Raw genomic sequence first — 15,083 nt, 5'->3', positions numbered from 1 at the left:
GATCCGTTTCCCGAGGCACTGTTTTACGACGCGGTGTTCGCCGGCGGTGCGCCCTCCGTCGCTGATGCGCCTCGGCTGAGTCTCGACACAAGGCTCGCGGCGGCAGAGGTCATCTTGACGGCCGACCTCACCGCCGACGGTCCCGGCCTGATCGACCAGACCAAGGCGCTGGAGAAATTCAAACGCTGGGCTACCGGGCAACAAGCCAGGCTTGCCGTCACCTTCGAGGTCAGGCACCGCGAGGAACAAGCCGAACGCGGGACACAGGCTGACAGCAGCGCCGTGTCTGCGGAGGACCTGGGCAAGAAACGCCCCAAAGAACACAGCATGGGGGTGGCCGAGCAGATCGCACTGGCCCGGGGCGAGTCCCCGCACCGCGGCGGCCGGCTGCTTGGCATGGCCAAGGCCCTGGTGACCGAGATGCCGCACAGCCTGGCCGCCCTGGACACCGGGCAGCTGAACGAAGAACGCGCCATGCATATGGTGAAAGAAACAGCATGTTTGAGTGTCGAGGACCGGACCGCGGTCGATGAGGAGCTGGCTGCTGATACGGGGACGTTCGATGGCGCCGGGACCGGGCCGTCATCGCCGCTGTCAAGGCCGCCGCCACCCGGCGGGACTCCCGCTCCGTCACCCAGCGCGCCAGCCACGCCGCGTCGGAGCGGTCTGTGAGCCTGCGCCCCGCCCCGGACTGCATGACCTACCTGACCGCGTTGCTGCCCGCCCATGAGGGCGTCGCCGTGCATGCGGCCCTGACCCGGCACGCCGACACTGTCCACGCCGCAGGCGACCCCCGCAGCCTCGGGCAGATCAAGGCCGACACCCTCGTCGAATGGACCACCGGCACCCCCGGCGGCATCACCGGCATCGACATCAGCCTCGTCATGACCGACCGCACCCTCCTCCAAGGCGACAGCGAACCAGCACGCCTCGAAGGCTACGGCACAGTCCCCGCCCCCTGGGCCCGGGAGCTCCTCAACCAGGAAAAGGCTCCAGAACAAACACCAGAACACCCACAGGTGCAGGGACGAGAACCTCGGGCCGGCAGCTCAAACACGCCCGACCCAGCCACCGGCCAAAAGGACGCAGACCATAAGGACTCATGCCAGAAGCCCATGCAGGAACTGAAGATCTGGCTCCGCCGGCTCTACACAGCCCCGCAGACCGGCGACCTGGTGGCGATGGACTCCCGGCGCCGGCTCTTCCCGGCACCACTGCGCCGCTTCATCCAAATCCGCGACAACACCTGCCGCACCCCCTACTGCGACGCACCCATCCGCCACCACGACCACATCATCCCCTGGCACAACAACGGCCGAACATCGCTCGCCAACGGCGCCGGACTCTGCGAAGCCTGCAACCACACCAAAGAACTCCCCGGCTGGAAAGCAAAACCCAGACCCGGACCACGACACACCATCGAAATCACCACCGCACACCATCGACATCACCACACCTACCCCTCCACCGCACCCCCACTACCGGGAACCGGAGCCCGGAGCACGGCTGTCCGGAACGGGCTGAGCGAAACCAACCCGACTGGACCGGGCTGAGTGAAGCCGACCCGCCCGGAGGCGGCCTGAGCGAACAGCACCAGTCCGGCCAGTCTGAAACGCCCACCACAGTAACCGGCAATGGTGCCTGCGAGCGCCGGACACCGCCGGTACTGAAGTGCCCGCTTGCCGGCGCCCTCCCTGTGAGACACTCGGTGTCATGCGTGAACTCGTCGTCCTTGGAACCGCTTCGCAGGTCCCGACGCGGACGCGAAACCACAACGGCTACATGCTGCGCTGGGATGGTGAGGGCCTCCTCTTCGACCCCGGCGAGGGCACCCAGCGGCAGATGATCCATGCCGGTGTTTCCGCCAACCAGATCACCCGCATCTGCCTGACCCATGTCCACGGTGACCATTGCTACGGGCTTCCCGGCGTGCTGTCACGTATGGCCCTCGACGGTGTGAAGCACCCGGTGCACCTGCACTATCCCGCGTCCGGAGAGGACGTTGTCCGGGCGCTCGTCTCCGTGGCGTCGCCCGGCATCGACCTTCGCCTGCAACCCCACTCGGATGCCGGCGAAATCGCCCCGGGGCTCGAGGTACGGCCCCTCCGCCACCGGATTGAAACCTACGGCTACCGGCTGACCGAGCCGGATGGCCGAACCATGGTGCCCGAGCGGCTGGCGGCGGCGGGCATTACGGGCCCGGACGCGGGCCGTCTGCAGCGGGAAGGGGTCCTGCGGGGAGTGCGGCTTGAGGACGTTAGCGTTCCGCGCGCCGGCCAGGTCTTCGCGTTCATCATGGACACTGCCCCGTGCGAGGGAGCCGAGGGCCTGGCCGACGGCGTGGACCTCCTGGTCACGGAATCCACCTTCAGCGACGACGACGCCGCGTTGGCGGCGCAGTACGCGCACCTCACGGCCGGGCAGGCCGGTGATCTGGCCGCCAACGGGGGCGCCGGAACCCTGGTCCTGACCCACTTTTCCTCCCGGTACGGCGACGTCGATATCCTGGCCCAACAGGCACGGGCCCGCTCAGGAGGGACCGCCGTCGTACCTGCCAATGACCTGGACCGGATCAGCCTTCCCAAGCGGCAGTGGCCGCCTTCCTGACGGGCGGCCGGAAGTGGCCTGCAGAAAAAGTAGAATTAACCAGACATGCAATGTTCCTACTTCGATGCCGCCCGCTGCCGCTCCTGCACCCACATGGGCAGGCCCTACAACGAACAGCTGGCCGGCAAGCAGCTCCACTGCCAGACACTCCTATCCGACCACGAGTCCGTAGAGTGGCTGCCGCCTGTGGCGAGCCGCGAGTCCGGCTTCCGCAACAAGGCCAAGATGGTGGTGGCCGGCACGGCCAAGAATCCCACCATCGGGATCCTTGACGCCGAGGGCCGCGGCGTCGACCTGCGGGAATGCGGCGTCTGCTCGCCCGGATTGCTCGCGTGCTTTCCCGTCCTGGCAGCCTTCATCAGCCGGGCCCACCTGACGCCCTACGATGTCCCGCGTCGCAGCGGCGAGCTCAAGCACCTGATCATCACCGAATCCCCCGACGGCGAGATCATGCTGCGCCTGGTCCTGCGTTCGGAAAAGCTCGTGCCGCGCATCCGGGAACACCTCCCCACCCTCCTGAAGGCCCTGCCGCAGGTGAAGGTTGTCTCGGCTAACCTGCACCCGGAACACAAGGCAGTCCTGGAAGGCGACCGCGAGATTCTGCTCACCGGACAGTCCACGCTGCGCATGCACGTCAATGACTTAGACCTCCACCTCCGGCCACAGAGCTTCTTCCAGACGAACAGCGACATGGCGGCGGCCCTGTACCGGCAGGGGCGCGAGTGGGTCAACGAACTGGCGCCGGCGTCGGTCTGGGACCTGTACTGCGGCGTCGGTGGTTTTGCCCTGCACTGCGCTGATCCGTCCCGCGACGTCACCGGCATTGAAACCAGCCGCGAAGCCATCGTTTCGGCCAAACTCAGCAGCGACGAAGCACGCCTGCCGCGCATGAACTTCCAGGCGGGCGATGCCACGGCCTTTGCCGTCGCCGCGGACCAGGCGCCCGAACTGGTTATCGTCAACCCGCCACGGCGTGGCATCGGCAAGGACCTATGCGGCTGGCTGGAGGCTTCCTCGGTGCAGCATGTGGTGTACTCCAGCTGCAATGCGCAGTCACTGGCCCGTGACCTGGCGGCACTCCCCTCGTTCACCGCGCGGCGGGCCCGGGTCCTGGACATGTTCCCGCAGACCACGCACTACGAAGTGATGGTGCTGCTCGAACGGGCCTAGCCACACCCCGGCATTCTTGATCCGAACATCAGCAAAAGTTTCTCCCGTCTTGAGGTCCCCGCGGGACAGTGGCCCGGTAAGCCGCGCAGCAAGGTCGCGGCATGGGCCGATGGGCGGGGCATGCAGGGGACAGCAGCAGGCGGTACACGGTGACCGGCACAGAGGACATCCCCGTCCTGGACGCCGGCCCGTTGCAGACCCTTGCCACCGAGGTGGGTCCCGCTTTCGCAGAAGCCTTCATCGATGACTACCTGCAGATGTTGCCGGACCGGGCGTCGAGGATCCTTCGCGCCCTTGCCGGCGGCGACCCGCGGATGGCGGCGGACGCCGTCGTCAGCCTGAGAGCCACCTCTGCCATGGCAGGAGCCCTGCGGCTGGAGCGGTGCTGCAAGGAACTGGAATCACGCATCCGGCGCGGGCAGCGGCTGGAGCCCGATGCGGTCAGGGCAGTACTGTACGCGAACATCCGGCTGCTGGTGCGCGAAGCCGGCCGCCAGGGGCACCTCCCGCCGTCAAGGCCCAAGGGCCAGGACTGAGTACGACGGCGGGTCCCCGGCGCCGGGGGCACCGAACGGACAGTTCCTGAATCCCCACGGTCAGGCGGACTAGAATCGACGGACAAGATCGCCTGAAGAAGCAGCCGAACGGCTGAACCGTTTACAGGAGGATTCCATGAGCCGCACGAGCACCAGCCCAGTCGCGCCAGTCGCCGCCACAACTGCACAGACCATTTTCCGTGTGGGGCTGGGCGGCGTCCTCATTGCGCATGGCACACAGAAGCTCTTCGGCTGGTTCGGCGGCGGCGGGATCGAGGGCACCAGCAAGGGGATGCACGCCATGGGGTTCCGGCCTGCGAAGCCAAGTGCGGTCCTCGCCGGCCTCGGCGAAGCGGGCGCCGGCCTGGCCCTCGCGCTGGGGCTGGGCACTCCGGCTGCCGGGGCAGCCGCGGCCACCACCATGGGCGTTGCAGCCAGCGTGCACGCCCCCAACGGCTTCTTCGCCCAGGAAGGCGGCCTTGAATACCCGGCCGTCCTCGGACTTGCGGCCGCGTCCTTCACCATTGGCGGGCCGGGCAGCGTCTCCCTGGATTCCATCACCGGCCATGTCCTGGACCGGCCCTGGATGCGGGCCGTCGCCCTGGCCGTCATTCCCACGGCCATCGCGTTCCAGGTCTACCGCCGCCAGAAGGCCCTGGCCCGCGACGCAAGCGGTCCGGACGCGGCCGAGATCGCCGAAGAGATCCCGGGCGCCACGAGCTAATCGCCTACTAGACGTACTTCTTGAACCACGCCAGCGTGTCTTTCCAGGCGGCCGTCGCCTGCTGCTCGTTGTAGCGCTCGCCGGTGTCGTTGTGGAAGGCGTGGTCGACGCCGGGATAAACCTTGAGTTGGTTGCGCACGCTGGTTGCCGCAAGGGCGTCCCGAAGTTGCGGCATGGATCCGGTGATCCGGTCATCCAGTTCGGCGTAGACACCAAACACCGCTGGCTTGATGGACGGCACCTTGTCCAGGTCAGGTGCCGGCCCGTAGAAGGCGGACGTCGCCTTGAGGCCGCTAATCTCCACGGCCGACTGCCAGGTGATGCCGCCGCCGAAGCAGTAGCCGGTCATGGCGATCCGGCCCTGCTCCACGAAGTCCTGCTTCTGCAGGTAGTCGAAACCGGCCGCAAAGTCCGCCACGTGCCGCTTCGCCCCGGCTTGCGTCAGGGCACCCGGGACGGCGTCCCGGTCCAGGCTCGCCGTGCCGCCTTCCCTGCTCAGCAGGTCAATCGCCAGGGCCGCGTATCCTTCCTTGGCGAAGCGCCGGGCCACGTCCTGGATGTGGGGAGTCAGCCCGCGGTTCTCGTGGCAGACCAGGACGGCGGGGCCGGGCTTCCCGCCGTCGGGCCTGGCGAGGTAACCACTGATCTCGGTGCCGCCGGACGCAAACTTCACTGTCGACGTCGTAATTCCGGCTGCACCCTCGGGAACGGACAGCGGGCTCTTCGCCCCCGGAACGGCGCCGCCGGTGGCTGTGCCCGTGGCGGAGCCCGACGTCGGGTTGGGAGTGGGCATGGGATCGGTGCTGCGCGGAACTTCCTGGGGCGTGCACCCGACCAGGAGCATCGCCGCTGACGCGGCAGCCATGCTGCCGGTGATGAACGCGACCCGGCGGGTGAAGGTGTGCTGGCTCATGGCCCCGGCACGGTAGTCGTCGAAAAATTCCTCGATCAGGTACTTCTCAAACTTGCCAAGCTGGGTCATCACGGCCTCCTGGAGTTTTTGCCGCTTATCCTCCTCTGAACCCCACTGCCGGGCAAGGGAACCGGGTGCACCCGGACGGCCAGGGTTAAGTGCCGCCTTTCAGGCCCTTGGCGTAGGCGGCCTGCCCCGCGTGCTGAAGGCAGTCGGCAATCGTGCTGACCAGCCGGACGCCGAAGGTGACCGGCGGGTCCCATCGGGTATCCACGACCCGGTCAAGGTCGTCGTCGCCGAGTCCGCCCAGCACCTCCGCTGTCTGCCGGTGGACCGCCCCGTAGTACTCAGCGAGCAGCTCCCGCGGCGCCCGAACGGCGTCGACCTTGTCTGAGGAGTGGCCGTAGCCGGTGTCCCGTTCGGAAAGCGGCAGGTGGAAACGCCCGGCGAAGCCCTGCGAAGTCCACACCTGCTGCAGCCCGGCCGCGGAGGCAACCTGCGCGTCCTCCACCCGGCTGAGGTGCCAGACCAGCCAGGCGATGGAGTTGCCGTTGCCGGCGGGACGGCGGGTCAGAGTTTCGTCGTCAAGCCCCTCGAGCGTGGACTCCACGATTTCGCGGATGCGGCCAAAGGCGTCCAGAAAGACTTCGTTGGATTTCATCAGGTCCCCTTTACATTTGGCTGTGGGCGGCAACGGCTGGATCGGAACCGATGCGGGCACCGGCTTCGAGGGCGGTGATCCCGCCAATCTCTTCAGGCGTCAGGACGACGTCGACGGCCGCCAGGTTGTCCCGCATCCGGCCGCTGTTTGCCGACTTGGGAATGACGATGGTGCTCTGGGCAAGGTGCCAGGCCAGCACAACCTGGGCCGGGGGGACGCCGTGCCCGTCGGCTACGGATGTGACCGCCGCAGCGTCCAGGTCAGCACCCTGGCCCAGGGGGCTGTACGCCTCCACGGCAATGCCCAGGGAGCGGCTCTTCGCCGCCAGTTCAGGTTGTTGGAACGTGGGGTGCAGCTCAAACTGGTTGACCGCCGGAACCACGTCCGCCGACTGGAGGAGCGTGTCCAGATGGTTTGCCAGGAAGTTTGACACGCCGATCGCGCGGATCTCGCCGCCTGCGTGCAGCTCCTCCATTGCTTTCCATGCCTCGGCAAAAAGGTTTCGGGATGGCACCGGCCAGTGGATCAGGTACAGGTCAACGTAGTCGACGCCCAATTCACGGCGGCTGTGCCCGAAGGCTTCCCGGGCCGTGCCCTGCTCGCCGTTGCGCAGCTTGGTGGTGAGGAAGATGTCCGCACGGGGGATTCCCGAGGCAGCGATCGCGGCGCCAACGGCGGCCTCGTTGCCGTATGCCGCCGCGGTGTCGATGTGGCGGTAGCCGGCTTCCAGGGCGTCCTCCACGATGCGCTGGGTCTCTTCCGGCGGCACCTGGAAAACGCCGAAGCCCAGTTGCGGGATTTGTACGCCGTTGTTCAGGGTGACATTCGGTACTGTCTGCTTCGGCATAATGAGATTCCTCTGTCGCTGCGGCGGGTCACCCTAAGTATGCCTCCCGCCGGGCGGCGGCGGAGGAACCTGCGCGCGAGCGGGCCACCTGGACCATTGGTATGACTTCGGAAGCCATGCGCCCAACACGGCCAGCGCAATAGCCCAGGTTGTTCTCTGCCGTTTCGGGCCCGCTCACTCACGGTTGTCCCCGGGACCATTTCACATCACGACGCCGGCTGGCGCCAGATGCTTTCGGCGCGCCACACCGGCCGCGCCACATTGGTTCCACGGCGAGTACGCCTACCGGCCTGAACTGCCCAAGACTACGATTTTGCGTGGTGTACCGGCCAACGCTAACCGGCACGGGTCCGGCAGGCCCAGAGCAGAGGGGAATCGCGGTGAATAGGGAGACCAGGCAGAGCGGGCCGCACTGGCGGCGGGTGATGGCTGCCCTCGCCAACCACGACGCGCGGACCGCCTACGCACAGATAGTGCTGGGGGCAACGCCCGAAGACGTGTCTTTTCGGCTGGCGGGCCAACGGCGCGACCGGGCCATCGCCGCCCTGCTCGACGCAGGCCTGGTCGAGCGGACCGCGGGCAATGAATTGGAGGCATCCGAGTCGATCTTCCGCGACCTTCTTACGCAACAGCCCAAACGCCAGCCGCAGACTGGAGTGGCCCGGTTCATGCGTCTGGGCCGGATCGACCGGTATCCGGCAAACCAGGCGGAACGGCGGGAACTCCTGGCCTGGATTGCCGGCGATGCCTTCGAGCCGGGCGAGGAGCTCACCGAGCGAAGGGTCAATGAACGGCTCCTCAGCTACACCGACGATGTGGTGCTGCTGCGCCGCTACCTGATCGATTTCGGCGTGCTGGAGCGGACGCCATCGGGATCCTCCTACTTCCGCCCCAAAGAAGCGTAGGCTCAGTCCCCGCGAGCCTTCCTTGTGGCGGCGTCGTTGGCCTTCCGGAGCGCAGGGCCTCAATTCCAGGTGCTAGGCATCCTCGGAATCCAGATCGAAGTCCGGCAGGTCCAGCAGTCCCAGATCCTCCAGGACCGTTGCGTCCTCATAGGTGGTAGCTATGCACCGGACCAGGGCAGGAGGTACCCGGAAATGGGTGTCTATGGTCAGGATCCCCTGCTCGGCAAGCCCCTTGAGTTGGGTCATGGCCGCGGCCTTCAGCGACTCGACCGTGCTGATTTCCTCTGCCGACGCACCTGTCCGCGGGTCTAGGATGGTGTCCGTCCGCGGAGGTTCCTCCGAGGCCGCCGCCAGAAGGATCGAGGCCACCGTTGCGGCAACGAGGACTTCCCAGGGCTGTTCAGGGTCGTAGCCAAGCACGGAGGCCGAGAGGAACTGTTCGACGAAGAACACCAGTTCTTCCAGCCTGTCCTGCGTGCTGCCGGCCTGGAAGACGGCGGAAGCAGGCGACGGCTCCGCCTTCGTTGGCCCGATCTCGATCAGTTCAGTGCGGGCCAGCGCCTCCCACACCTGCGACAGGAGCGGCACGTCATACATGCTGCGGACTGTCGGCACGGCCTTTTCCGAACCGCCGTTCCCGTCCTGCAGGGCTCCGGCCTGCTTGGCGCCGCCCCTGACTGTCAGCCCGAAGTAAGCCGCCGCCGCTTCGATGTCCTTCGTCCTGAGTGCCCCGGTTCCGGTCACCGGCTTTGCGTCGCCGATCCACTGAAGCAGTTCCGTGGTCCGCCGGATGAGCGGGAGCTCCGAGAAGACCTCCAGGGCGTCGTCGTCGGAAATGACGGGCACCTCAACCAGGGCCCAGCTATCCGTCTCCCCCAGAAGTGAGTTGAGAAGCTCAACGACGTCGGCGAGCTGTTCGGCTGAACCTGACCACCGGTCAGTGTCCGCCAGAAAGTCTACGAACCCGTGCACAGCAGCGACAACAAACTCACCACGGTCGTCGTCTTCGTCTCCGGCCGTGGAGGCGAGATCGTCAGCAAGAGCTTCGGCCAGGACCACGGGATCAAGGCTTGTCAGGTCAGCAGCGGCCACGCGGTCCATGTACCGGCCCATGACGCTTTCTATGGCTGCCAGGCAATCGAGGGCGGTGGCAGCAGCGCCGGGAGCACCGTCGTCGAACCACCGGACAAATGCCGGCGCGAGCGAGTCGACGGCCCGCCCGGCGCGGAATGAGCTCAGCGAAGCGGGCGAAGAGCCGCGTGCGGCTGAACTTCCCGCATGGGCGGGACCCTTGCGCTTATTCCGGTTCCTGCCGTTCTTGCTCATGCTGCCCCTGACTGATTGCGCGTTGGTACTTACGACGACGGTACTTACCATTTGCGAGGCGTGCCACCAGGCGCGCTGCATTCAGAGGCGTGCTCCTGGCCACTCGGCTTCCCGCGTCAGGCTGCGGTTCCGCCCCTGGTAGAGGCGGCGGTAGCTGGAGGGTGTGGTGTTGAGTTCGCGCATGAAGTGGAGCCGGAAGTTGGCTGCCGTTCCCAGCCCGGTCCTGGCAGCGACTGCCTGCACGGTCAGGTCGGTCGTTTCGAGCAGACGGCACGCCTCGGCAATTCGCTGGCTGGTCAGCCAGCGCAACGGTGTTGTTCCGGCCTCCGCGAGGAATTTCCGTGCGAAGCTGCTGGGCGCCCAGCCTGCGTGCCCGGCCAAGTCGACCACCGTCAGCGGCTCAGCCAGATGCTGTCTGGCCCAGGCGCAGGTGTCGGCAAAGTGGGTCAGCGGCGCAGCAACGGGCCGTTCAATGAACTGCGCCTGGCCGCCTTCGCGGTGGGGGGCTACCACCATTCGGCGGGCGATGCGGTTTGCTGCCTCGGTGCCGTGGTCTTTGCGGACCAGATGCAGGCACAGGTCGATTCCTGCCGCGACACCGGCGCTGGTGCTGACGCCGCCTTCGTCGATGTACAGCACCCCGGCGTCGACGGCGACTGCCGGGTGCAGGGTTTGCAGGTGCTGGGCGTTTCGCCAATGGGTCGTGGCGCGTTTCCCGTCCAGGAGGCCGGCGGCCGCCAACGCGAAAGCCCCTGTGCAGACGGACACCACCCGGGCTCCGTTCCCCGCCGCCGCACGGAGGGCTTCGCAGACGTTGGCCGGAGGGTCCTTCAGCGGGCTGAACCCGGGCACAACGATGGTGTCAGCTGACAGAAGGGCGTCGAGCCCCTCCACGGCGTGGATGGCAAACCCGGTTGTGGTGGGGACCAGGCCGCGTTCGGCGGCGCAGACCCCGAACGAGTACAGCTTCCGCTCGTCCTCATGGCCGAAGACCTGCGCTGGAATCGCAAGGTCAAAGGCGACCACGTCCGGCAACGCCAAGGCAACGACACGGTGCATGATGCCACTGTACCCACGCAGCCAGTGTCCGGATCCCCTGTTTGCAGGATCCTTTTCATCCTGGCAATTTTTACCACTCCCCCTCGCTGCCGCGGGTTGCCAGTCTTAACCCATGATCAACTTTCAGCCGACTCCCCTACAGGCTTCTTCCCGGCCCGCCAAGGGCAGGCATCGCCGGCTTCGCACCGCGGGCATCACCGCTGGCATCGTGGCGGGCCTCCTCCTCACCTCCACAGTCGCCAACCTCGCCATGAATCAGGCGGAGCGGGCCGCAACCGCTCCGTACGGGCAAAGGGTGCAGACAAGCCACGGCGCCCTCAACGTGGTCCGCACACCAGCGAACGGCAGGACAGGACAGTCCATTGTGCTGCTCAGCGGCCTCGGGACGCCGGCTCCAGGGCTGGACTTCGCACCGCTCGTCCGGGCACTCGGGGACTACGACGTCGTCGTCGTGGAAGGATTCGGCTACGGATACAGCGAGCAGCCGCCGGCGGAGCGCACTGTCGAGAACATCACCTCCGAACTGCATGAGGCGCTGGCAAAAGCGCACGTGCCCGGACCCTACGTCCTCGGCGGCCATTCCATCGCCGGTTTCTACACGCTCGCCTACGCCAACCGGTACCGCGGCGACGTTTCGGCCGTTATCGGCATCGACCCCACAGTGCCCGCCGCCACGACTATCCACGCAGACCAGACAGGAGTCCCCGCCGGCGGCATCAACTGGGAAGGCCTGATCGCTGCAAGCGGCCTGCTCCGCTGGGCCATCACACTAGCACCCGGCCTCGTGGAGCCGGACGGCACCGCCTACACCGCCGGTGAACGGGATCAAATGCTCAAGATGGCCAACTGGAATTTCGGCAACCCCTCCGTCCTCGACGAGACCAACAGGATCGCTGACAACGCCCGTAAGGTGCAGGCACTGCGCTACCCGGACGACCTTCCAGTGCTGACTTTCCTCGCCTCCGCGAAGGAGACCCCTCCGGCCCCGGGGCTGCACGAGAACCGGCTGCAAAACGTCCGGCACCACGAAACAGTGATGCTTCCCGGCGGACATTACCTGCACTGGACCCAGGCGCCCGCCATGGCCAGCAAGATCAAAGCCTTCCTGACCTCCAACGTGCCCGGAATGCATTGACGTGGCGGTTCGGGCCCACCCCTCCAATTGGGCCAAGCGGTCTATTGCCTTGGTGCGACGTCGACGGGGTATGGCGCGGGTGCTGCCGTTGTCTTTCTAGTCACCAGACTTGGTCGCACCACACTATTCACGGCCTCGGTTCGGCCACTTATGCGCTCCAGAAGGAGGCGTCCTGCTGTGGCGCCCATGTCGAGGCCTGATTGATCCACGGTAGTGATTGAAATGGGCGCGAGAGATGTCGTGAAGATGTTGTCGAATCCAGCCACGGACACTTCATCCGGAACACGGATGCCCGCTTCCCATAGTGCTGTCAGGACGCCAAAAGCTGCGACGTCGCAGCCGGCGAACACGGCCGTGGGCTTTGTGGTCCGGGACAGGATGGCCCGTCCGGACTCTTCGCCGCCTTCTTGGCTCCACTGCGATTGAATGATGTCAATCGCGTCGCCGAGCCCGTGGCGGATCATGGCGTCGACATATCCGCGAACGCGAACTTCCTCGGGGAGCCGGGCGTCGTTGGTTCCCTCAGTTGTGTGGTTGATGTACGTAATCTGCCGATGTCCAAGCGACACGAGATAGTCCACAACCAGGTTGGCGCCGCCAAAATCGTCGGCGGCGACGGAATCAAATTCCGGGCTCGCTCCGTGCCGGCCCAGCACCACGCTGGGGATGCTTTTCGCCATCGTCTCAAGTTCTGCATCTGTCCCGAGCGGGGAGATCAGTACTATTCCGTCCATTCCGCGGTCGATCAGGTCTTCGACCATCCTGTCCTGGGCAGCTTTGCCGGATCCGGCGGGTGCCACCAGGAGCCGGTATTTCTGCCGTTCACACTCTCTGCGGATGCCTTCAACCAGCAGCGATGAGAATTCGTTGTGCAGGTCTGCGACAACCACAGCCACCGTGTGGGTTCGTCCACGCATCCCCCGCGCGGAAGCCAACGGCCGATAGCCGAGGGCTTTCATGGAGGCTTGAACCTTGGCCTTCATCTCGGGACTGACGCCATACGCGTTTCGAAGTACCTTTGATGCCGCCGCCGTGGATACGCCTGCATGGGCAGCAACATCCACAATTGTGGGCCGTTTGCTGACGGAGCCCTTACTCATAGCGCCCCCTTAGGCTGCCTTCATCTGGACTACTCCTTCATACCGCATCTGCGGCCGAGGCCTCTTGGCAGATCAGCATGTTGTGATCTACGCTATAGAAAGTGTATAACGTACTACACGGATTTAGGGCCTTTCTGCCGAGTTTTCCGTAGAACGTATTACTAAGAATTATAGAACTGGACACCCCACAAGCGCGTCGAGTCGAAGGCTGGCTCGAGCAGTTGCTCTGAAACGATTCAGATCCGTGGGGTTTCACCTCCGCAGACGCGGAGACGTCCTCGACGAAGAGAATGGAAATGCGATGACGCAACGTGAACTCGCAGAACCCCGCGCAGGGGTGTCTGGACGTTCCACGACACCAAGGCCCGGGCCGGCCCGGACCCGCAGACGCAAGGTTGGCGCCGGCACCAGGGCACCGTGGTGGTTCCTTGTGCCTGCACTGGCACTCTTCACGCTGATTGTTGTGATCCCAAGCTGGCGCGGAGCGTTTTACTCCCTCACGGACTGGGACGGGCTGTCGCCGCGCTTCGACTTCGTCGGGTTGGACAACTTCTTCCGCGTGTTCAGGGACTCTGCCGCTGGCGCGTCCATCCTGAATACCGCTCTCTATGCCGTCGGAGTCACGGTGGTTCAGAACTTCATCGGACTGCTTCTGGCCTTGGGCGTGAACTCGGCTATCCGTTCCCGCAACTGGCTCCGCGTCCTGTTCTTCGCCCCGGCAGTGGTGACGCCTCTGGTCGTCGCGAACCTGTGGCAGTACATCCTTGCACCTCAGGGGGCGCTCAACATCGCCCTTCGTGCCATCGGCCTGGATTTCCTGGCCCAGGACTGGCTCGGAAACGCCCACTTGGCTTTGCCCGCGATTATCTCCGTGGTGGTGTGGCAGTTCGCCGGTTACTCCATGGTGATCTTCCTGGCGGGCCTGCAGAGCATTCCGGAGGACATCTATGAGGCAGCCGGCCTCGACGGGGCCGGCTCGTTCAAGACCTTCTGGAACATCACCCGGCCGCTGTTGGCACCGTCCATGACCATCAACCTGATGCTGTCCCTCATTGGCGGCCTGAAGCTCTTCGACCAGGTGCTGATCATGACCCAGGGCGGGCCGGGAAGCGCCACGGAAAGCCTGAGCACCATCGCTTACAAGGACGCCTTCCAGTTCCAACTGTTCGGCTACAGCACCGCCCTGACCCTCGTGCTGACCGCGTTCGTCGCGATCGCCTCCATCATCCAGTTCACCCTGCTCCGCCGAGGAGAAAACAAATGAAGCGCTACACCCTCAAGACGGGCGTCCTCGAGGCCGTCATGGTCCTCGTCGGGCTGCTGTTCGCAGCCCCCGTCTATGTACTGCTGAACACCGCCCTCAAAGCAGGGGGCGTCACGACGTCCCTGGCGCCGGTGGAGACCCCGTCCTTCGACAACTTCGTCACCGCGTGGGTGAGTGGTGGCCTGGGCCCGGCGATGGTCAACAACATCATCATCACCGTGGTGTCCGTGTTCCTGATTGTCGTGATCAGCGCCTCCGCGGCCTACCCGCTGGCCCGCATCACCCGGTCCTGGTCCAAGCTGACCTTCGCGTTCTTCCTCGGCGGCCTGCTGATCCCCAGCCTGCTGGCATTGATCCCGCTCTACACCACCTTCCGCGACCTCCACCTGATCGGATCGATCTGGGGCCTGGTCATCATCTACGTCGGCGCACAGATGCCCTTCTCGATCTTCCTCTATGTACAGTTCCTGCGGTCCCTGCCCCTGGACTTCGAAGAGGCCGCCACGCTCGATGGCGGAAGCCCGCTCCGGATCTTCTGGCAGGTCGTCTTCCCGCTGATGCGGCCCATCACCGGCACCGTCGTCATCCTGAACACCATCCACGTCTGGAACGACTTCTTCACCCCGCTGCTCTACCTCTCGGGCAGCGGAACCAACACGATCCCGATCGCGATCTACTCCTTCACCGGGCAGTACGTGAACCAGTGGGGCACGATTTTCGCGGCCCTCATCATCGGCATCATCCCCCTCCTGATCTTCTACTTCCTCCTGCAGCGAAGCATCATCAAGGGCTTCGCCGGAGGCCTGAAGGGTTGAGCGAACTACGAACGCAACGTC

The 15,083-nt window shown here is 65.5% G+C and carries 14 protein-coding genes and 1 pseudogene; 9 read left to right on the top strand and 6 right to left on the bottom strand.

The features are described 5' to 3' along the window. The first annotated feature begins 75 nt into the window (after nt 1-75). The 5 genes and pseudogenes from ACFQ50_RS20320 (at nt 76) to ACFQ50_RS20300 (ending at nt 5,037) form a co-directional block, all read left to right on the top strand. Nucleotides 76-1,553, top strand: a pseudogene (locus tag ACFQ50_RS20320) (HNH endonuclease). Nucleotides 1,554-1,713: 160 nt separating this feature from the next. Continuing rightward, nucleotides 1,714-2,607, top strand: a complete 894-nt coding sequence (locus ACFQ50_RS20315; protein ID WP_377997432.1) for a ribonuclease Z — start codon at nt 1,714-1,716, stop codon at nt 2,605-2,607. Nucleotides 2,608-2,652: 45 nt separating this feature from the next. Next, the gene (gene rlmC / locus ACFQ50_RS20310; RefSeq protein WP_377997431.1) at nt 2,653-3,777 is read left to right on the top strand and encodes a 23S rRNA (uracil(747)-C(5))-methyltransferase RlmC; all 1,125 of its coding nucleotides are present in this window, start codon (nt 2,653-2,655) and stop codon (nt 3,775-3,777) included. A gap of 149 nt (nt 3,778-3,926) precedes the next feature. Beyond that, complete coding sequence (locus tag ACFQ50_RS20305; RefSeq protein WP_377997430.1) at nt 3,927-4,313, top strand: Hpt domain-containing protein; 387 nt, start codon at nt 3,927-3,929, stop codon at nt 4,311-4,313. Nucleotides 4,314-4,449: 136 nt separating this feature from the next. After that, complete coding sequence (locus ACFQ50_RS20300; protein WP_377997429.1) at nt 4,450-5,037, top strand: DoxX family protein; 588 nt, start codon at nt 4,450-4,452, stop codon at nt 5,035-5,037. 7 nt (nt 5,038-5,044) lie between these two features. On the opposite strand, the gene ACFQ50_RS20295 is transcribed toward ACFQ50_RS20300, so the two are convergent. From ACFQ50_RS20295 to ACFQ50_RS20285, 3 genes are all read right to left on the bottom strand, one after another. After that, on the bottom strand, nt 5,045-6,019 hold the full coding sequence (locus ACFQ50_RS20295) for a dienelactone hydrolase family protein (protein WP_377997428.1): 975 nt from the start codon (nt 6,017-6,019) through the stop codon (nt 5,045-5,047). An 85-nt stretch (nt 6,020-6,104) separates the two neighbouring features. Next, nucleotides 6,105-6,611 (bottom strand): DUF664 domain-containing protein, encoded by a 507-nt coding sequence (locus tag ACFQ50_RS20290; protein WP_377997427.1) that lies wholly within the window; start codon nt 6,609-6,611, stop codon nt 6,105-6,107. Between the two features lie 10 nt (nt 6,612-6,621). Next, entirely contained in the window at nt 6,622-7,458 is an 837-nt protein-coding gene (locus ACFQ50_RS20285) for an aldo/keto reductase (protein WP_377997426.1), read from the bottom strand. 380 nt (nt 7,459-7,838) lie between these two features. Here ACFQ50_RS20285 and ACFQ50_RS20280 point away from each other — a divergent pair, with 380 nt between their 5' ends. Beyond that, a complete protein-coding gene (locus ACFQ50_RS20280) occupies nt 7,839-8,363 on the top strand; it encodes a DUF2087 domain-containing protein (RefSeq protein WP_377997425.1) in 525 nt (174 codons plus the stop codon). Nucleotides 8,364-8,435: 72 nt separating this feature from the next. On the opposite strand, the gene ACFQ50_RS20275 is transcribed toward ACFQ50_RS20280, so the two are convergent. Then, entirely contained in the window at nt 8,436-9,689 is a 1,254-nt protein-coding gene (locus ACFQ50_RS20275; RefSeq protein ID WP_377997424.1) for a hypothetical protein, read from the bottom strand. An 81-nt stretch (nt 9,690-9,770) separates the two neighbouring features. Then, complete coding sequence (locus ACFQ50_RS20270; protein WP_377997423.1) at nt 9,771-10,748, bottom strand: GlxA family transcriptional regulator; 978 nt, start codon at nt 10,746-10,748, stop codon at nt 9,771-9,773. Nucleotides 10,749-10,860: 112 nt separating this feature from the next. On the opposite strand from ACFQ50_RS20270, the gene ACFQ50_RS20265 reads away from it, so the two are divergent. Further along, nucleotides 10,861-11,883: an alpha/beta fold hydrolase gene (locus tag ACFQ50_RS20265; protein WP_377997422.1), complete on the top strand. Its 1,023-nt coding sequence runs from the start codon at nt 10,861-10,863 to the stop codon at nt 11,881-11,883. A 41-nt stretch (nt 11,884-11,924) separates the two neighbouring features. Here the strand turns inward: ACFQ50_RS20265 and ACFQ50_RS20260 are convergent, their stop codons facing one another. Continuing rightward, the gene (locus ACFQ50_RS20260; RefSeq protein WP_377997421.1) at nt 11,925-12,983 is read right to left on the bottom strand and encodes a LacI family DNA-binding transcriptional regulator; all 1,059 of its coding nucleotides are present in this window, start codon (nt 12,981-12,983) and stop codon (nt 11,925-11,927) included. A gap of 301 nt (nt 12,984-13,284) precedes the next feature. On the opposite strand from ACFQ50_RS20260, the gene ACFQ50_RS20255 reads away from it, so the two are divergent. Both ACFQ50_RS20255 and ACFQ50_RS20250 read left to right on the top strand, forming a co-directional pair. After that, nucleotides 13,285-14,247 carry a carbohydrate ABC transporter permease gene (locus ACFQ50_RS20255; protein WP_377997420.1) on the top strand — a complete coding sequence of 321 codons (963 nt, stop codon included), beginning with the start codon at nt 13,285-13,287 and terminating at the stop codon, nt 14,245-14,247. Next, nucleotides 14,244-15,062, top strand: coding sequence for a carbohydrate ABC transporter permease (locus ACFQ50_RS20250; RefSeq protein WP_377997419.1), 819 nt, complete (start codon nt 14,244-14,246; stop codon nt 15,060-15,062). Before ACFQ50_RS20255 ends, ACFQ50_RS20250 begins: the two co-directional genes overlap by 4 nt. Nucleotides 15,063-15,083 lie beyond the last annotated feature (21 nt).

It is taken from the genome of Arthrobacter sp. NPDC056493 (assembly GCF_042795115.1).
In the GTDB taxonomy this organism is placed as follows: domain Bacteria; phylum Actinomycetota; class Actinomycetes; order Actinomycetales; family Micrococcaceae; genus Arthrobacter.
The sequence above is the reverse complement of the archived record's forward strand: the minus strand, read 5'-3'. Positions and strand labels throughout refer to the sequence as shown.